Origin of the sequence: Halonotius aquaticus (genome assembly GCF_003605575.1) — an archaeon.
Classification (GTDB): Archaea; Halobacteriota; Halobacteria; order Halobacteriales; family Haloferacaceae; genus Halonotius; species Halonotius aquaticus.
In genome coordinates this window covers 109,102-124,359 of sequence record NZ_QKNY01000005.1, presented here as the reverse complement: position 1 = coordinate 124,359, position 15,258 = coordinate 109,102, and the positions used below count along the sequence as shown (strand labels likewise).

The 15,258-nt window shown below is 63.3% G+C and carries 18 protein-coding genes and 1 pseudogene; 13 read left to right on the top strand and 6 right to left on the bottom strand.

Going from position 1 to position 15,258, the window contains the following annotated elements:
• Nucleotides 1-7 precede the first annotated feature (7 nt).
• Together DM826_RS03730 and nucS are read right to left on the bottom strand one after the other, a co-directional pair.
• On the bottom strand, nucleotides 8-538 hold the full coding sequence (locus DM826_RS03730; protein ID WP_120101612.1) for a 50S ribosomal protein L16: 531 nt from the start codon (nucleotides 536-538) through the stop codon (nucleotides 8-10).
• Between the two features lie 256 nt (nucleotides 539-794).
• A pseudogene (gene nucS, locus DM826_RS03725) lies at nucleotides 795-1,517 on the bottom strand (endonuclease NucS); the annotation flags it as partial.
• Nucleotides 1,518-1,609: 92 nt separating this feature from the next.
• Here nucS and DM826_RS03720 point away from each other — a divergent pair.
• The 4 genes from DM826_RS03720 (at nucleotide 1,610) to hemH (ending at nucleotide 5,000) form a co-directional block, all read left to right on the top strand.
• Nucleotides 1,610-2,044 carry an SRPBCC family protein gene (locus DM826_RS03720; RefSeq protein ID WP_120101608.1) on the top strand — a complete coding sequence of 145 codons (435 nt, stop codon included), beginning with the start codon at nucleotides 1,610-1,612 and terminating at the stop codon, nucleotides 2,042-2,044.
• A 127-nt stretch (nucleotides 2,045-2,171) separates the two neighbouring features.
• Nucleotides 2,172-3,491 carry a protoporphyrinogen oxidase gene (gene hemG, locus DM826_RS03715; protein ID WP_120101606.1) on the top strand — a complete coding sequence of 440 codons (1,320 nt, stop codon included), beginning with the start codon at nucleotides 2,172-2,174 and terminating at the stop codon, nucleotides 3,489-3,491.
• Nucleotides 3,492-3,601: 110 nt separating this feature from the next.
• A complete protein-coding gene (locus DM826_RS03710; protein ID WP_120101604.1) occupies nucleotides 3,602-3,757 on the top strand; it encodes a rubrerythrin-like domain-containing protein in 156 nt (51 codons plus the stop codon).
• Between the two features lie 175 nt (nucleotides 3,758-3,932).
• Nucleotides 3,933-5,000: a ferrochelatase gene (gene hemH / locus DM826_RS03705; RefSeq protein ID WP_120101602.1), complete on the top strand. Its 1,068-nt coding sequence runs from the start codon at nucleotides 3,933-3,935 to the stop codon at nucleotides 4,998-5,000.
• On the opposite strand, the gene hemE is transcribed toward hemH, so the two are convergent.
• Nucleotides 4,997-6,001: a uroporphyrinogen decarboxylase gene (hemE, locus tag DM826_RS03700; RefSeq protein WP_120101599.1), complete on the bottom strand. Its 1,005-nt coding sequence runs from the start codon at nucleotides 5,999-6,001 to the stop codon at nucleotides 4,997-4,999. The two genes, hemH and hemE, sit on opposite strands and share 4 nt — an antisense overlap.
• 141 nt (nucleotides 6,002-6,142) lie before the next feature.
• Here hemE and DM826_RS03695 point away from each other — a divergent pair, with 141 nt between their 5' ends.
• Nucleotides 6,143-6,595 carry a hypothetical protein gene (locus DM826_RS03695; RefSeq protein WP_120101597.1) on the top strand — a complete coding sequence of 151 codons (453 nt, stop codon included), beginning with the start codon at nucleotides 6,143-6,145 and terminating at the stop codon, nucleotides 6,593-6,595.
• Nucleotides 6,596-6,627: 32 nt separating this feature from the next.
• On the opposite strand, the gene DM826_RS03690 is transcribed toward DM826_RS03695, so the two are convergent.
• A complete protein-coding gene (locus DM826_RS03690) occupies nucleotides 6,628-7,326 on the bottom strand; it encodes a metalloprotease family protein (protein ID WP_120101595.1) in 699 nt (232 codons plus the stop codon).
• Nucleotides 7,327-7,583: 257 nt separating this feature from the next.
• On the opposite strand from DM826_RS03690, the gene lrp reads away from it, so the two are divergent.
• Entirely contained in the window at nucleotides 7,584-8,045 is a 462-nt protein-coding gene (gene lrp, locus DM826_RS03685) for an HTH-type transcriptional regulator Lrp (RefSeq protein ID WP_120101593.1), read from the top strand.
• Here lrp and DM826_RS03680 read toward each other — a convergent pair whose 3' ends face one another.
• Complete coding sequence (locus DM826_RS03680) at nucleotides 8,046-8,567, bottom strand: magnesium transporter (RefSeq protein WP_120101798.1); 522 nt, start codon at nucleotides 8,565-8,567, stop codon at nucleotides 8,046-8,048.
• Nucleotides 8,568-8,658: 91 nt separating this feature from the next.
• On the bottom strand, nucleotides 8,659-9,231 hold the full coding sequence (locus DM826_RS03675; protein ID WP_120101590.1) for a magnesium transporter: 573 nt from the start codon (nucleotides 9,229-9,231) through the stop codon (nucleotides 8,659-8,661).
• 87 nt (nucleotides 9,232-9,318) lie between these two features.
• Here DM826_RS03675 and DM826_RS03670 point away from each other — a divergent pair, with 87 nt between their 5' ends.
• The 7 genes from DM826_RS03670 (at nucleotide 9,319) to DM826_RS03645 (ending at nucleotide 15,231) form a co-directional block, all read left to right on the top strand.
• Complete coding sequence (locus DM826_RS03670) at nucleotides 9,319-10,860, top strand: phytoene desaturase family protein (RefSeq protein ID WP_120101588.1); 1,542 nt, start codon at nucleotides 9,319-9,321, stop codon at nucleotides 10,858-10,860.
• Nucleotides 10,860-11,747 (top strand): prenyltransferase, encoded by an 888-nt coding sequence (locus DM826_RS03665; RefSeq protein WP_120101586.1) that lies wholly within the window; start codon nucleotides 10,860-10,862, stop codon nucleotides 11,745-11,747. Before DM826_RS03670 ends, DM826_RS03665 begins: the two co-directional genes overlap by 1 nt.
• Nucleotides 11,748-11,803: 56 nt before the next feature.
• A complete protein-coding gene (cruF, locus tag DM826_RS03660; protein ID WP_120101796.1) occupies nucleotides 11,804-12,709 on the top strand; it encodes a bisanhydrobacterioruberin hydratase in 906 nt (301 codons plus the stop codon).
• A gap of 24 nt (nucleotides 12,710-12,733) precedes the next feature.
• On the top strand, nucleotides 12,734-12,862 hold the full coding sequence (locus tag DM826_RS13270) for an HVO_2523 family zinc finger protein (RefSeq protein ID WP_267899960.1): 129 nt from the start codon (nucleotides 12,734-12,736) through the stop codon (nucleotides 12,860-12,862).
• Between the two features lie 191 nt (nucleotides 12,863-13,053).
• The gene (locus tag DM826_RS03655) at nucleotides 13,054-14,007 is read left to right on the top strand and encodes a phytoene/squalene synthase family protein (RefSeq protein ID WP_120101583.1); all 954 of its coding nucleotides are present in this window, start codon (nucleotides 13,054-13,056) and stop codon (nucleotides 14,005-14,007) included.
• Nucleotides 14,008-14,070: 63 nt separating this feature from the next.
• Nucleotides 14,071-14,520 (top strand): universal stress protein, encoded by a 450-nt coding sequence (locus tag DM826_RS03650; protein ID WP_120101581.1) that lies wholly within the window; start codon nucleotides 14,071-14,073, stop codon nucleotides 14,518-14,520.
• Nucleotides 14,521-14,583: 63 nt separating this feature from the next.
• On the top strand, nucleotides 14,584-15,231 hold the full coding sequence (locus DM826_RS03645; RefSeq protein WP_120101579.1) for an L-threonylcarbamoyladenylate synthase: 648 nt from the start codon (nucleotides 14,584-14,586) through the stop codon (nucleotides 15,229-15,231).
• Nucleotides 15,232-15,258: the final 27 nt, after the last annotated feature.

The following is a 15,258-nucleotide window of genomic DNA, read 5'->3' as shown; positions in this document are numbered from 1 at the left end:
GATCCGCTTAGGAGACGAGCAGTTCCTCGCCGCGTTCAACGTTGATCCGGCATGGCGGGGAGATCTTGTTGTACGCGCGACGGAACGCTTCCTTGACGACCGGCGCCTGCTCGGCGGTACAGTAGGCGGTAAAGATCGGCTCGTCAGCGCCGATGCGGGCGGCGGTGCCGACGATCTTCCCGAAGGACTGTCGCATCCCGTCGGAGACACGGTCGGCCCCGGCACCGGTTGCCTGTTTGTTCTCCCGGATGACCTGGTGGGGGAACTTTCGGAGCTGCATCTTGTACTCGCCCTCCCCGAGTTCCTTCAACAGGTGGCGGTTCGCCGAGAGCCGCGAGGACTCAAGGGAGCCGTGGCGAAGCTGGACAGATTCCTCGGATTCGAGGGTGATCTTGACCGGGTAGTCGTCCGGATCAGCCTGCAGGTCACCCATATCGTGTTGGGCGATCTTCGAACCTGGAATCCCGGTGATGTACTCACGTCGTGTGTACGAGGGCTTGTCGATATCCCTGTACATCGAGGCTGGTTTCTCTCCCATGGTTACTTGTCGTGGCGAACGCCGCTGGCCCGAATAAAGCCTTCGAATACAGCCCACTGGCGACGTCTGTGAGGCGTTGACACGGCCAAATTCGTCAGTTTGACTCCTCGTCGGCGGGCACCGTTCCAGCGGCCTCGCTCTCATCGTTCCCAGTAGCGTCGCCAGCGGAGTCGTGTGCGGAATCGTCGACAGCGAGGTCGAAGGCGTTGGTTTCAGCAGGTTCGGTGTCGAGGGTGTTATTTTCACCAGCGTCGCCAGTCGACGACGGCGGTTCGACAGCAACAAACTCCAACTCGTGTTCCGCAAGCAATCGCCGAGCCCGATCGGTCACCGACGGCGCGACCAAGATCCCTCTCACCGCGGCGTTATCGCCTTCTTCACGCTCAATGGCCGCGACGTATCGCTGGAGTTGACTCGCGGCGCTCGGACCGACCCGGCGGCGTTTGAGTTCGACGACAACGGGCCGGCCATCGCTGTCGCGGCCGAAGAGGTCGATCGGGCCGGCGTCGGTCGGCCGCTCGGTCGCCAGCGGCTCGAAGCCGGATTCGATGAGCGCGGGGCGATCGAGCAGGGCGTTTCGCAGGTCGGCCTCGCTGCCAGTGACGGAGAGGTCGCGGCGGCCGCTGACCGACATCGCTGACAGCTGTTCGACCGTCTCGAAACGGACAGCCAGCGTTTCGTCGGGTGAGGTGTGGACGCTGCGAACCCGAAGTCGACCATCGCGGACGGCAGCGTGGTGCTCCGATCCCGGCGGCTGCCAGTTGACCGGCTTTTGATTCTCGTCGGTGTGCACCAGCGCCGTCCCATCCGGTTTGAGGACCAGCAGCCGACGACCCACGCCGAGTGAGGAAGCTGCTCGGCCGTCGTACTCGACGGTGCAGCGGCCAAACACCGTGATGAGGTCGCCGCGCTCGAAGGCGTCCTCAAGCGCCCAGAGGGCTTCCCGGTGGGTCGGCTGGTGGACGGTCGTCGCGGTCACTGCTGACGATTACAGCCGGGAGGGACAAAAACGGCCGGGCGACGGCGACAGACGCACGGAATCACTAAGGCCTGCCTCGTCGTAGGGTCGCTATGGTAGCGGTAAGCGATGGGATCGCGATCGACGCACCTCCAGAGACGGTCTTCGAGTACCTCGATGAGCCGGCCAACCACCGGACGATCACGCCGGCGATCACCGGGATCTCTGATATTGAACCCCTGGACAACGGCGGCAAAGAGCTTGATTTCACCTATCGGATGGTCGCCGTCGAAGTCGAGGGGCATCTCGTCCAGACCGTCCACGAGCCGCCGACCTGCCACCGGTTTGCGATGGACGGCGGGCTCTCGGGGGAGCTGACCTTCGATATCGAGACCACCGACGACGGGAGTTGGGTCACCTACACCGCCGAGTACACGATCCCCGGGCAAGTGATCGCCAAGGTCATCGAGCCGTTCGTCCGGCGGTACAACAAAGGCGAGTTGGAGTCGACGCTGGCGAATCTCAAAGCCAAGATCGAAGCGGCGTGAGCGCCCCAACGCGGAAGCGTTATTCGCCGAGCGCGGCTAGCGTCCCCACAATGAATCGACAGCCGTGGACATATCTCGGCCGCGCTGGCCGAGCGGCCGACCGACGCCGGCCACGAGGAAGCTGACAATGCGGGTCGGCGTTGTCGGTGCCGGCATCTCCGGGCTCACCCTCGTCGATGCGCTTGTCGACCGCGGGGTCGACGTTGTCGCCGTCGAGTCACGCGCCGAGGCCGGCGGCATCGTTCGCAGTCAGCGAATGGATGGCCGGGTCGTCGAACTCGGCCCCCAGCGGCTCCGGCTCACCCCAAGTATCGAAGCGCTGGTCGACGACCTCGGTCTCCGCGAGGGGCTTCGCATCGGCGACGACGACCAGCCGCTGTACATCTACCACGACAACGCCCTCCGGGTCGCGCCGCTGTCGACCAGGGAGGCGGTGACGACGAGCCTGTTGAGCCCACTGGGTAAGCTGCGGATTCTCGCCGAGCCGCTGACCGCCCCCGCCAAGCCGGGCGAGACGGTCGACGAGTTTCTCGTTCGGCGGTTTGGGAAGCAGGCTGCCCGGCGGTACATGGGCCCGCTGTACAGCGGCTTGTACGGCACCGATCCCCGCGAGATGCTGCACGAATACTCGCTGGGGCGGGCACTCGACAACGCAGGCGTTGGCCGCAGTCTGCTGTGGTGGGTGGCGAAACGCGTCGTCGACGGGCGAGAGGCCCCGCCGATCTGTACGTTCGACGACGGGCTGGGCACGCTGACCGACGCGCTGTACGAAGCCCACAGCGACGTGATCGACCTCGACACCGCTGCAGTCGAAATCAAGCCCCACGGCGGTGGCGTCGACAGCAGCGGAGAGGTCAGCAGCGTTGACAACGACGACCCCAGCGGCTTCGAGATCGTCACCGACGCCGGCAGCGAGATCGTCGACGAGGTAGTGGTGACGACACCGGCACCAACGAGCGCAAAGTTGGTCGACCCACTCGACAGCGACCTCGCAGCAACACTGGAGGAGTTCCGATACAACCAGATCACGATGGTGTTTCTCGATTCTGGCTTCGATCAGGAGGGGATCGGCGCGTTGGTGCCGCCGGACGGCGAACTACCGATCAGTGGCACCACCTGGAACGCGAGCTTTCTGGATCGAGACCGGCTGTTCACCTGCTATGTCGACCCGAACAGCGATCCGGAGCTGCCGAACCGCACCGACGAGGAGGTCGGCGAGTTGGCTGCCGACGCCTTCGAGGAGTTGACCGGCGCGGCGGCGACACCGATCGGCGTCCACACGTGGACACCGGGGATGCCGGCCTACGACGGCTCCTGGACAGCGATGGACGACCTTCAGCCGCCTGACGGACTGCGTTTCTGTGCGAACTTCGTCGGCCGACCCGGGATTCCCGGGCGAATCCGCAGCGCGAAGCGAATCGCCCGCGAGATCGACGAGCGTGAGTGAGTAGTACCGGCAGGGCGGCGCCGTATTCCGCAGAAGCGGATAGAATCGAGGCGCGTATATATTCCCTATTACAATTAATATTATATTCCTTCGCGGCATATCGCCGGTGCATGCCTCAGGGAAACGACGTTGAACATTCGAACGACCCCGAAAGCGCATCTACGTATGAATGCCTCCAGTGCGGTGCAATCGTTGAGTCGGACGCACACCCGAATACGTGTGAATGTGGTGGGCAGTTCACCAATCGCGCGAAATCACTCGAATAGCGGGCGCGGTCGGTTCCGCGAACCCATCGAATAAATTAGCACAACACAGCCCGACCGCAACGCGACGCTGACACCCGCTTATTTTTGTGCCACAAAAGCAGGGCAAACGCCGTGACAGCAGTGGTACAACTGTCACATGCGAAGTTGCTTTACCGGCGACGCCCCAACCGCTCGTATGGCAACTGCGATTGTCCTGTTAAACTTCGGTGAGCCAGCAGACCCCGACCGAGAAACCGTCCTCGAATACCTGACGCGGATCTTCTACGACAACGCCTCCCTAGAGGATGCCGAATCCGAGGAAGAAGCCTGGGAGCGCTCCCGCGAACTCGCTCAGCGCCGCCTCCCCGGGCTGATGGAGGAGTACGAGGAGATCGGTGGCTCGCCGCTGCAAGGCCAAGCAGGCGACCAGGCCGACTCACTGGAGGCGACGCTGGCCGATCGTGGTCACGACGTTGAGATCTACCACGCGATGCAGTTCATGGAGCCGCTGATCGACGACATCCCCGCAACGCTGGCCGACGACGGTATCGACGAGGTCATCGCCCTGCCGATCTACCCGCTGTGTGGCCCCTCGACAACTGTCTCGTCGATCGATTCCCTGGAAGAGGCCATCGACGACCACGACGACTACGACCCCGCATTCAGCGCGATCACCGGCTGGCACCGCGCCCCGACGTACAACCGAATCCGCGCGGAGTCGATCGGCTCGTTCCTTGAGGAGAACGATATCGACCCGAACGATCCCGACACGGCGTTTGTCTTCTCGGCGCACGGCACGCCGATGAAATATCTCGACGAGGGGTTCAGATACGACCAGTATGTCGAGGAACACGCCGAGGCCGTCGCCGGGATCGTCGGCATCGACGACTACGAGATCGGCTACCAGAACCACGCCAACCGTGGCATCGAGTGGACAGCCCCCGAAACCGAAGAGGTCGTCGAGGGACTCGGCGAGGACTTCGAGCGCGTGGTCGTCGAACCGATGAGCTTCATGCACGAGCAGTCGGAGACGCTCGTCGAACTCGATGTCGACCTCGCCGAGGATGCCGCCGAGGTTGGCCTTGACCTGTATCGAGTGCCTGTCCCCCACGACGATCCGCGGTTCCCGGAGCTGCTGGCGGATATCACCGAGCCGTTCCTCTCACAGTTTGCGCCGTCGTACTACCAGCTCCGGCAGTGTCAGTGCCGCGACGAGGAAGGCACCTACTGTTTCAACGCCGAGCTGCCGCCACAGGACGCCTAACGCGACTCTTTTGCGGTTTCGAAAAAGGCCGCGACGTTTTCGACCGGCGTGTTGCGGTCGACGCCGTGGCCGAGGTTGAGAATGTGACCGGTGTCGCCAGCGGCGTCGATAACCTCCCGGGTTCGCTCACGGACAGTTTCGGGGTCGCCGTAGAGCAACGCCGGATCGAGATTGCCCTGGATCGCCACATCGCCGAGTTGGTCGCGGGCAGTGTCGATGTCGACTGTCCAGTCCAGTGAGACCACGTCCGCGCCGCTGTCGGCCAGCAACTCAAGATTGCCGCTCATGTTGCGGACGAAGACGATCGTCGGCACGTCGACCGCGTCAAGGATGCGCTGATGGCGGGGGACGATGTACTCGGCGTAGTCGGTCGGCGACAACAGGCCGGCGTAGGTATCAAACAGTTGGATCACGTCGGCACCGGCGTCCTCCTGATACTGACAGTACTCGATCAACACATCGGTAAACGCATCGAGCAGTCGCTCGAAGGCCGCCGGGGCCTCCGCCCGGAGCCGGCGGACAGCCATGAAGGATCGAGAGGTGCTGCCCTCACAGGCATACGCCGCCAGCGTAAACGGGCCGCCAGCGAAGCCCAGCACGGCCGCCTCGTCGCCGAGGGTGGCGGTCAGCCGCTCAATGAGTTCGCCGACATACCAGAGTTGCTCCCGCACGTCGCCGACCTCGCGGTGGGTATCCGCCGGCGACGAAACCGGATTTTCGATCACCGGGCCGACGCCGGATTCGATATGGTAGCTGAACCCCAGCGGTTCGAGGACGGTGAGGATGTCGGAGTACATGACGACCCCGTCGGGCTGGAACCGCTCGTAGGGCTGCAGCGAGATCTCGGTGGCGATATCGGGCGTCGAGATGGCCTCCTGAAAGGAATGCGACTCCCGGATCTCACGGTACTCCGGAAGATACCGGCCGGCTTGGCGCATCATCCAGACCGGCGGGCGGTCAACCGGCTCGCCCCGTACCGCCTTCCGGAAGAGATCGTTCATGGGTGGGCATACGCCGAGTGGCCGCCTAATACTTGTGAAAGGGGCCGACTGAATCCGGGGGCGACACCGGGAGGCCGCGGCAGCGACACCACGGGGACGGTGGCACCAATGCTTTTGCTGGTGTCGACCGTTCGATCAGCCATGGCACAGTCAGGGTCACCGGGCGACACCCTACCTCCTGAACAGGGGACGGGGTACGGATCGAGCCGGTGGCTCACCATCATCGGCGTCGGGCTGTGGCTCGTGGTGCTCGCCGCATTTGGGCTGTTGGTCTTTACTAACGTTGGCGGCAGCGACACCGGATCTGTCGTGTTGTTGATCGGGGCCACAGTGGTCGCAGCGACGGTGGTACTCGTCGTCAGCGCCACGCTCTATATGGTTTTCGAGCGGCTGAACCTCGGCGGCGGGGCGATAACCCTCTTGGTGGCACTGATCGCTACGATCGCCGTCCCGATCGGGGTGCTGTTTCTCCTGTCGCAACTCGGCGGGAGCGGTGGCGGCTCGCTGCTCGGCGGGCTCATCGACAGCCTGCCGGTCGGCGACAACCTGCGTCGAACCGCTGGCCCGGTGCTTGAGGGGCTGCTCGGCGGCTGAAGCCGGGCGTGGGCCACACAGATCGACGGGAGTTATGAGACGTACATAAACAGACCCATTGCTCGAAGTCGATCAAGAAGGTCGAGAAGCACCATCGAGAGCACCGCCCCCAGCCGTGGCGAGCCGTCCCAACAGCCCCACTGACCGGCGAGAACACAGTCGAGAAACGCGGCCGGCGACAGGTCATGAAGGGCGATCATCCCGACGAGCGCAACAAGCGACAGCGGGACGGTGAGTCGGTAGGTGCCAACGACGCCGGCCAGCCGGCGGAGCGCGTACAGCGGGCCGACGACGACCGCCAGCGGAAGCCGATACCACCGCGTGGTGGTGGCGGCCCACACCGTCCCGAGATCGGTCGAACTCGGGAGGCTATGGATGAGCGCGGCGACACCGACCCACCACAACAACGCCCCGGCGGCGACCGCGTCGATACCGCTCCCGGTGTAGGTTGCCAGCGAGTATTCGAGCAGCACGGCTGCAACGCCGACGTTGACACCCAGTGGCGCCAGCGCGATCAGCGCAGTTGTCGACCATCGGCTCGGCGTCGCATGCTGGACATAGCCGGGCGGCCCCGTCAATTGAAAATACACGGCTGACTGCACCGGCACGCCCGCCACCAGACAGGTGAGGCGATGGGCGAGTTCGTGGAGGACGATCCCCGGTGCTGTCGCCAGCCGAAACAGCAGCGAGCGTCGCCGGCGTCCCAGCACACCGAAACCGCGCCCAGTCATCGACCGATGCAACCGCCTCGGGGCACATGAACGTACGGCTCCAAACGACGGAACAGCGCGCGGGGAGAGCAGCCATCACAAAACAAGACGTTTGTTTTGTTTTTCAGTATATGAAAGACAATCGTTTACCCACAGTCCAAAACCAGCAGCGTGGAGTGTCCTGTTGTGACCACGATTGACAGCAGATCACTCACTATGAGCCGAGCGTGCTGTTTGAAGCTAGTATTTTAAGTTCAACACCATACCTACGCGAAGACATGACGTATGAAAATCTTGATGCGGAGTTGCTGAACGAACTCCTTGGCGATGGGCGGGCGAGTCTCCGAAGTCTTGGGGAGGAGCTCGATGTTTCGGTGACAACCGTCTCAAATCATCTTGAGGCACTCGAAGCCGAGGGGATCATCGACGGCTATACCCCGATCATCGACTACAACGAGCTTGGCTATGACGTGACCGCGATCATCCACCTGAAAGTTGAGGGGAGTGCGATGACGGCACTAACAGATCGCCTCCGAGAACAGAAACAGATGAGCAGCGTCTACGAGGCGACCGGCGATTACGACATCATCGCCGTCGGCAAGTTCGAAGACACCGACGGGATGAACGAACAGATCAAGAGCCTGCTGGCCGATGTCGACATCAACGAATCAAACACGAGTGTCGTGCTCAACGCGGTGAAAGAACACGAGCAGTTCGAACTCGATAGCGACGCGGCGTGATCAGCCCACCAGCACCCACCGCGAGACGGCAAGGAAGACGAGCATCCCGAAGACGTCGACGACGTTGGTGACGATCGGGATCGTGGTGTCGTCGGGATCGATCCCGAGTCGGTAGGAGCCATAGGTGGCGACGACGCTGGCGACGACGGCGATAGCGGCGACCGACAGCCCGCTGAGAAGCGAGATTACAAGCAGTTGGCCGAGCGTCAGCGAAGCTCCGACGACCATGCCAAACAGCCAGACGGTAACCGCCAGGGCAGTGAAAATCGTCGCCGCCAGCGCGAAGATAGCCGCCACATTCGCCCACAGCAGCCGGTCGGTCGGATCGAACGTCGTCGTGCCGAGATGGAGCCGCGTCGAGAGCCGCGCGCTCAAGATCGAGCCAAGGTTGCCACCCATCCCGATCATCGCCGGCACCATCACCGCCAATAGCCCGTAGCGATCCAGCAGGTCGCCGGCATCTTCCAGGGTGATCCCGGCCCAGAGGACAATCGCACACAGCACGACCAACAGCGGGAACATCGTCCGGACGATGTGACCGGTTCCCCAACTGCCGAGGTCGGCGTCGGTCAGCAGCGCCACCAGCGACCACCTCCTCGTTGGTGGGATCGACTCACGAGACAAGCACCTCGACAATCAGCACCGCAAGAAACAGAAACGCCATCCCGAAAACATCGCCCAGCGTCGTCACGATCGGGCCGACAAGGTTGTCCGGATCGCGGCCGGCCTTGTAGCCGGCAAACAGCAGTGTGAGCAGCCCACCGATCATCACAACCGCGGTCAACAGGCTAGCGATGAGTACGATCCCAACGAGCACGCGCAGTGGTGCCGGCTCCCGGCCAAGCAGCGTCAACACGCCCCATGAGAGCGAGCCGATGACGATCGAGATGCCGATAGCGTTGATTCCCGAGGCGATGATCGCGTTGACCAAGCGGTCGTTCCACTCGAAACGGGGCTGAATGAGACCTTGATGGAGCCCGGTGGCGATCCGACCGCCAAGCGAGCCATAGACGTTGCCCCGGGTTGCCAGAAACACCGGCACCATCACCAACAGACCCGGAAAGTCGGCGACGCTATCGAGTAGCCCCGACAGCACAAGGCCGGAACAGAGCCCACCGAGCAGCGCGATGGCCAACACCGGCAGCGCCTCCCGATAGATCGACCAGAAGACGCCGCGTGGCTGCATGAATACTCTTGGCGAAGCCACAAGTAAAACTACTGCGCCCGCCGAGTCCGTCCCTTTATTTGACTGACGACCCTCTAGAGAGGTAGTATGGCGACCGCCAGCGACGACGACACAGCAGTGACACACGGCGGCGACGAGGGCCGCTACGACGGCGAAATCCCGGTCGACGGCGACGATATCGTGATCGTCGGCAGCGGCTTTGGCGGGCTGTCAACGGCCTGCTATCTCGCCGACGCCGGCGCGAACGTGACGGTCGTCGAAAAAAACGAACAGCTTGGCGGCCGGGCCAGCCAACTCAACGCGGAGGGGTTCACCTTCGATATGGGCCCCTCGTGGTATCTCATGCCCGACGTCTTCGAGCGGTTTTTCGGCCACTTCGGCAAACAGCCGAGTGACTACTACGAGCTCACACAGCTCGATCCCCACTACCGCATCTTCTTCAAGGACGGCGATCAGGTCGATATGGTACCCGACCTCGAAACGAACAAGGAGATCTTTGAGGGGTATGAACCCGGCGCAGGCGACGCCCTAGATCGGTATCTCGACAAATCTGAGTACACCTACAACGTCGGGATGGAACACTTCGTCTACGAAGATCGCCCCCGACTGCGAGATTACATCGATACCGACGTGTTCCGCTACTCGTGGGGGCTGTCGCTGCTCGGGAAGATGCAAGGCCACGTTGCAGACTACTTTGAGCACCCCAAACTGCAGCAGATCATGCAGTACACCCTGGTCTTCCTCGGTGGCTCGCCAAGCAACACACCCGCGCTCTACAACCTGATGAGCCACGTCGATTTCAACATGGGCGTCTACTACCCAGAGGGTGGGCTTCGGTCACTGGTGGACGCGATGGTTGAGCTCGGCGAGGAACTCGGCGTCGAATACATCACCGACCAGCCCGTCACCGAAATCGCCGGCCGAAAAGGCGGCTTTGCGGTCAGAACCGAACACGGCGAGGAATACCTCGCCGACTACGTTGTCTCGAACGCCGACTACGCCCACACCGAGCAGGAACTCCTGCCGGCCGAAAAACGGCAATACAGCGAAGACTATTGGGAAAGCCGCACCTACGCGCCCTCCGCCTATCTGCTCTATCTCGGTGTCGAAGGCGACGTGGAGCCACTCGAACACCACACACTCGTTCTGCCGACCGACTGGGACGACCACTTCGAAACCATCTTCGACGACCCACAGTGGCCCGACGATCCCGCCTACTACCTCTGTGTCCCCTCAAAAACTGACGACAGCGTCGCCCCCGAGGGCCACAGCAACCTCTTTGCGCTCGTCCCGATCGCCGCAAACCTCAACGATACGCCCGAACTCCGTGAGGAGTTCCGCGAACTCGTCCTTGACGACATCGCCGCCAACACCGGCGTCGAGCTGCGCGACCGCATCGTCTTCGAGGAATCCTTCTGTGTCAACGACTTCAGCGACCGCTACAACTCGATGCACGGCACCGCCCTCGGGATGGCCCACACCCTCCCACAGACCGCCCTCCTGCGGCCGAACCGCAAATCGACGGAGGTCGATGGGCTGTATTTCACCGGCTCGTATACGACGCCGGGGATCGGCGTCCCGATGTGTCTGATCAGCGGCCAACACACCGCCGAAGCGATCGAGGAGTGATGACCGCCGTGGGCACCGACCAGTCGAACAGCACGGCAACCGACGGCCTCCGCTACCTGCTGATCCTCTCGCGGCCACGATTCTGGTTCTACCTCGCCGGCCCCGTCGTCGTCGGCGTCGCTGCGGCCGCCGAGACCGTGCCTGACCTCTTTTTGCCGGTCGGCTTCGCCTTATTCGGCTACTTCCTGCTGCCGGCGAACGTCCTGCTGTACGGCGTCAACGACATCTTCGATGCCGACATCGACACTGAGAACCCGAAAAAAACCGAGCGCGAGGCGCGCTGGCAGGGCGGCCCCGCCGTCATCGCCAGCGTCGTCGCCAGCGGGCTGCTTGCGGTGCCGCTGTTCGCCATCGCATCCACAGCCGCGTGGCCATGGATCGCCGGGTTCCTTCTGCTGGCTGTCGAATACAGCGCGCCGCCCGCGCGGTTCAAAACGACGCCACTGCTCGACTCGCTTTCCAATGGGCTCTACATCCTCCCCGGGATCGCCGCCTACGCCGCCGTCGCCGGAACCCAACCGCCCGCGATGGCGGTTGTCGGCGCGTGGCTCTGGACGATGGGGATGCACACATTCTCAGCAATTCCCGATATCGACCCCGATCGACGAGCCGGGATTCGGACGACAGCGACGTGGCTCGGGAAGCGACGTACCTACGGCTATGTTGCGGCCTGCTGGCTCGCCGCTGCTGGTGCCTTCGCGGTCGTTGATCTACGTCTCGGCGTGCTCATGGCTGTCTACCCTGTCTTTGTCGCGTGGGTGGCGACCAGTTCGGTCGCCGTCGACCGCGCCTACTGGTGGTTCCCCGCGCTCAACACGGCTGTTGGGACGCTGTTTACGCTCGGATTACTTTGGCGGATCGTCCCGCCAACGGAGGTGCTGCCGTGAGCAACGTTGCTGAGTCGTCCGCGGTCTCTAAGTCGCCGGCAGCCGAGCGACCGCAGATCACCGAAGCCGACGGGCTTGCCGATGCGGTCGCCGGGGTGCCGAAAAATCGTTGCGAGGTCGAACCGTGGCTTGACGCCCTCGTTGACGGTAACCGGTTTACGATCGCTGTCTTCTTCCCACTGGTCGGCGCGCTCATGCTCGTCGGCAGCGCGGAAGGCTGGGCGATGGTTCCCGAGCCGCTCCGGTTTAATCCGCCGTTCCTCGTGTTCGGAACAGTCGTGATGGCCGCGCCGATGCTCGTCGGCGTGCTCCCGACGCTCGGCCGCCGGGGCGTTGCCGGACTGGGGCTGCTGACGACCTACACCTACCTGATCGAGTACGTCGGCGTCACAGCCGGCTGGCCCTACGGCTTCTTCGAGTACGGTGTCAGTCTTGGCCCGATGGTCGGCGGGATCCCCGCCGCGCTCCCCGTCTTCTTCATCCCGCTCGTGTTGAACGCCTATCTGCTGTGTCTGTTGTTGCTCGGCGACCGGGCAGGCTCCCGGCTGGCGCGGCTGGCCGTGGTGATCCCGGCGGTCGTGACGATGGATCTCGTGCTTGATCCGGCGGCCGTCTCACTTGGATTCTGGACCTACGACGCCGGCGGCGTCTTCTACGACGTACCGCTGTCGAACTTCGCGGGCTGGGTGGTGAGCGCGACGGTCGCCGTCGGTGTCCTTGATTTTGCCCTCGATCAGTCGGGGCTGTTCGATCGCCTCGACGCCTGTGACTTCATGCTCGACGACATGGTCAGCTTCGTCATCCTCTGGGGGGCGATCAACGCGTGGTTCGGCAACTGGCTGCCGGTGGTCGTGGCTACCGGCTTCGGGCTCGGGATCCTCCGAGCCAAGCGGTTCGATGTGGGGCTGCTCCGGCCCTCGACGGGCGTGTATCTCCCGCGGGTCGTCGACCGCGAAAGCTAATTGGCTGGCTCTCCGTGATCCGGTATGGCCGACAGCGAGACGCCACCCGGCCGGCCCTGTCCGCTGTGTGGCGAGTCGATGCAACACCGCCACTGCAAGTACATCTGTCCGACCCACGGCGTCGTCTACGACTGTGCCGATACATTCTACTGAGCCGTCCTGTCGCTCAGTGCCGACACGCAGTTGAGTTGAATCCGAGGCCGCACTCGGCGTGAACGAATACCAAGGAACCCGGATTGTGTACGAACTGTTATGTCGCTTGCGGCCGTATTGTGGCTATATGCTGTGCCGCCGGAACCGGCCGACGAGACCGATGACTGGCCCCCGACTACCCCCCAATTGACATGGTAGACGACGACCAAATCGCCCGGAGTAAGACCATCCAACAGCGCACGGGCAAGACCTTCCATCTCGCCACGCGGTTGCTCCCCGAACGCGTCCGTGAGGCGACCTACGTCCTGTATGCCTTCTTCCGCGTTGCCGACGAGGTCGTCGACGACGCCGACGGGGTCGCCCCCGCCGAGCAGCGCGCCGAACTCGAACGAATTCGGGCGGCCGCCCTCGGCGAGCGCGAGACCGACGACCCCGTCCTCGCGGCCTTCTCCGAGCTCCGCAAGGAGTACGACCTCAACGACGAGGACATCGAGGTCTTCATCGATGCGATGGTGTCGGATATCGACACCGACGAGTACGCCACCTACGACGAGTTAGAGGCTTACATGGACGGCTCAGCCTCAGCAGTCGGTCGGATGATGACCGACGTCATGAACCCCGACGATCCCGAGAAAGCCCTCCCGCATGCGACCGCACTCGGCGAAGCCTTCCAACTCACCAACTTTCTGCGGGATGTTCGAGAGGATATCGTCGAGCGCGACCGGATCTACCTGCCACAGTCGACGCTGGCCCAACACGGCGTCACCAACGACCAGATCCGGAACTTCGAGATGGATGAGAGCTTCGCGGCAGCCATGCAGACCGAACTCCAACGCGCCGAGGAGCTCTATGAGAAGGGTGTTGCGGGGATCAAATACCTCCCTGAGGACTGCCAACTGGCGGTGTTGCTCGCGGCGGTGCTGTATGCCGACCACCATCGGCTGATCCGCACACGCGACTATGACGTGTTGTCGGCGACACCACAACTGGGCACCGCTCGCAAGCTCTATCTGCTGGCCAAAACGCGGTGGCGGTGGATCTGGAACAAGGATCCCGAAGCCGTCTTCTGGGCGGTCACCGGCGATAGCGGCGGCGGGATGTTCACCCGCGGTGCGAAGCTCGTCGACCGGCTTCCGGTACGGTAAGGCGATTCTCACACGCCGGGGATCAACACGAGGTATAACCGCCTGCATGCTGAACCGCGAGCTATGACGCTACTCGTCCCATTCGATGGCTCAGATCTGGCAGTGACCGCACTCACGCGCGCCACCGAGTTCGGCGAGACCCGCGGTGAGGAAGTTGTCGTCCTGACTGTCGTCCCCGACGATAGCTCCTTTGCGGTCGAACGTGGCTGGATCAACGCCGGCGAGCCGTTCGATATCGACCAACTCTGTGAGAACTTCGAACAGCGCGTCGCCGAGCTCGCCCCCGAGGCGCGGTTCCGGTGTGAAACCCCAGCCGAAAGCGACGCCCTGACCGCAACCGCTATCGACGATATCACCCGCACCGTTCGCCGTGTCGCCGGCGAACTGGATGTCTCGATCATCTTCATCGGGACGGAGAACGCCGGACGGATCTCGACGCCGGTGACGAGTGTCGGCAGCCCGCTGTCGAAGGATCCGGAGTACGACGTCCACATCGTCCGACACGCAGAGTAGACTGCAATCGGGTTGCGAAGCGCAAGCACAACCACCAAACAGGATCGGCCCGCACGACGAGCCATGAGCGGCTCCCGACTCGAACCGACACCCGAGGGGATCGAAACCGCGGCCGACTGCATTTGCGACGGCGGCGTGGTCGTCGCGCCCAGCGACACCAACCTTGCACTCACGCTCGATCCATGGAACGAGGCGGCCATCGAACGCGCCTTCCGGATCAAAAACCGCGAGCCGACCGATCCCCTGACACTGTTTATCCGCGATCCAGCCGACTGGGAGCGGTGGGCGACGACCGACCGCGAGGCCGCTGTCGACACGCTCGTCGACGCCTTCTGGCCCGGCCCGCTCAACATCATTCTCGAAAAGACCGAACGTGTGCCCGACCGCGTCGTTGCCGGCGGCGAAACGGTCGCCCTCGGCTGTCTCAGCAATCCGACGTGGCGGGGGCTTTCGGCGGCAGTCGACCAGCCGCTCTGTATGACCTCCGCGAATCTCACGGGGCAGGCCGACGGGCAACTCGTCGATCTTGACCTCGCCATCGAGCAGGTCGGCGATCGCGTCGACTACATCCTCGACGGCGAGGCCCAAGGAACAACACAGTCGAGTACCATCGTCGACCTCACCGACATGGAGCCGACGATCCTGCGACACGGCGATATTACGGCCACCGATCTCGATGCCGCGGTCGACGGGCTTGCGTTCGAATCTTGAATTGAGTTGGGGGCTGAAAGAAATAGC

Bases quoted from the DNA above. Each gene is read 5' to 3' on its own strand.
- DM826_RS03655 (WP_120101583.1), top strand. From the start codon at position 13,054: ATGGTAGACGACGACCAAATCGCCCGGAGTAAGACCATCCAACAGCGC.
- DM826_RS13270 (WP_267899960.1), top strand. From the start codon at position 12,734: ATGGCCGACAGCGAGACGCCACCCGGCCGGCCCTGTCCGCTGTGTGGC.
- hemG (WP_120101606.1), top strand. From the start codon at position 2,172: ATGCGGGTCGGCGTTGTCGGTGCCGGCATCTCCGGGCTCACCCTCGTC.
- lrp (WP_120101593.1), top strand. From the start codon at position 7,584: ATGACGTATGAAAATCTTGATGCGGAGTTGCTGAACGAACTCCTTGGC.
- DM826_RS03730 (WP_120101612.1), bottom strand. From the start codon at position 538: ATGGGAGAGAAACCAGCCTCGATGTACAGGGATATCGACAAGCCCTCG.
- DM826_RS03675 (WP_120101590.1), bottom strand. From the start codon at position 9,231: ATGCAGCCACGCGGCGTCTTCTGGTCGATCTATCGGGAGGCGCTGCCG.
- DM826_RS03690 (WP_120101595.1), bottom strand. From the start codon at position 7,326: ATGACTGGGCGCGGTTTCGGTGTGCTGGGACGCCGGCGACGCTCGCTG.
- DM826_RS03670 (WP_120101588.1), top strand. From the start codon at position 9,319: ATGGCGACCGCCAGCGACGACGACACAGCAGTGACACACGGCGGCGAC.
- hemE (WP_120101599.1), bottom strand. From the start codon at position 6,001: ATGAACGATCTCTTCCGGAAGGCGGTACGGGGCGAGCCGGTTGACCGC.
- DM826_RS03695 (WP_120101597.1), top strand. From the start codon at position 6,143: ATGGCACAGTCAGGGTCACCGGGCGACACCCTACCTCCTGAACAGGGG.
- DM826_RS03680 (WP_120101798.1), bottom strand. From the start codon at position 8,567: ATGTTCCCGCTGTTGGTCGTGCTGTGTGCGATTGTCCTCTGGGCCGGG.
- DM826_RS03650 (WP_120101581.1), top strand. From the start codon at position 14,071: ATGACGCTACTCGTCCCATTCGATGGCTCAGATCTGGCAGTGACCGCA.
- DM826_RS03665 (WP_120101586.1), top strand. From the start codon at position 10,860: ATGACCGCCGTGGGCACCGACCAGTCGAACAGCACGGCAACCGACGGC.
- DM826_RS03720 (WP_120101608.1), top strand. From the start codon at position 1,610: ATGGTAGCGGTAAGCGATGGGATCGCGATCGACGCACCTCCAGAGACG.
- hemH (WP_120101602.1), top strand. From the start codon at position 3,933: ATGGCAACTGCGATTGTCCTGTTAAACTTCGGTGAGCCAGCAGACCCC.
- DM826_RS03710 (WP_120101604.1), top strand. From the start codon at position 3,602: ATGCCTCAGGGAAACGACGTTGAACATTCGAACGACCCCGAAAGCGCA.
- DM826_RS03645 (WP_120101579.1), top strand. From the start codon at position 14,584: ATGAGCGGCTCCCGACTCGAACCGACACCCGAGGGGATCGAAACCGCG.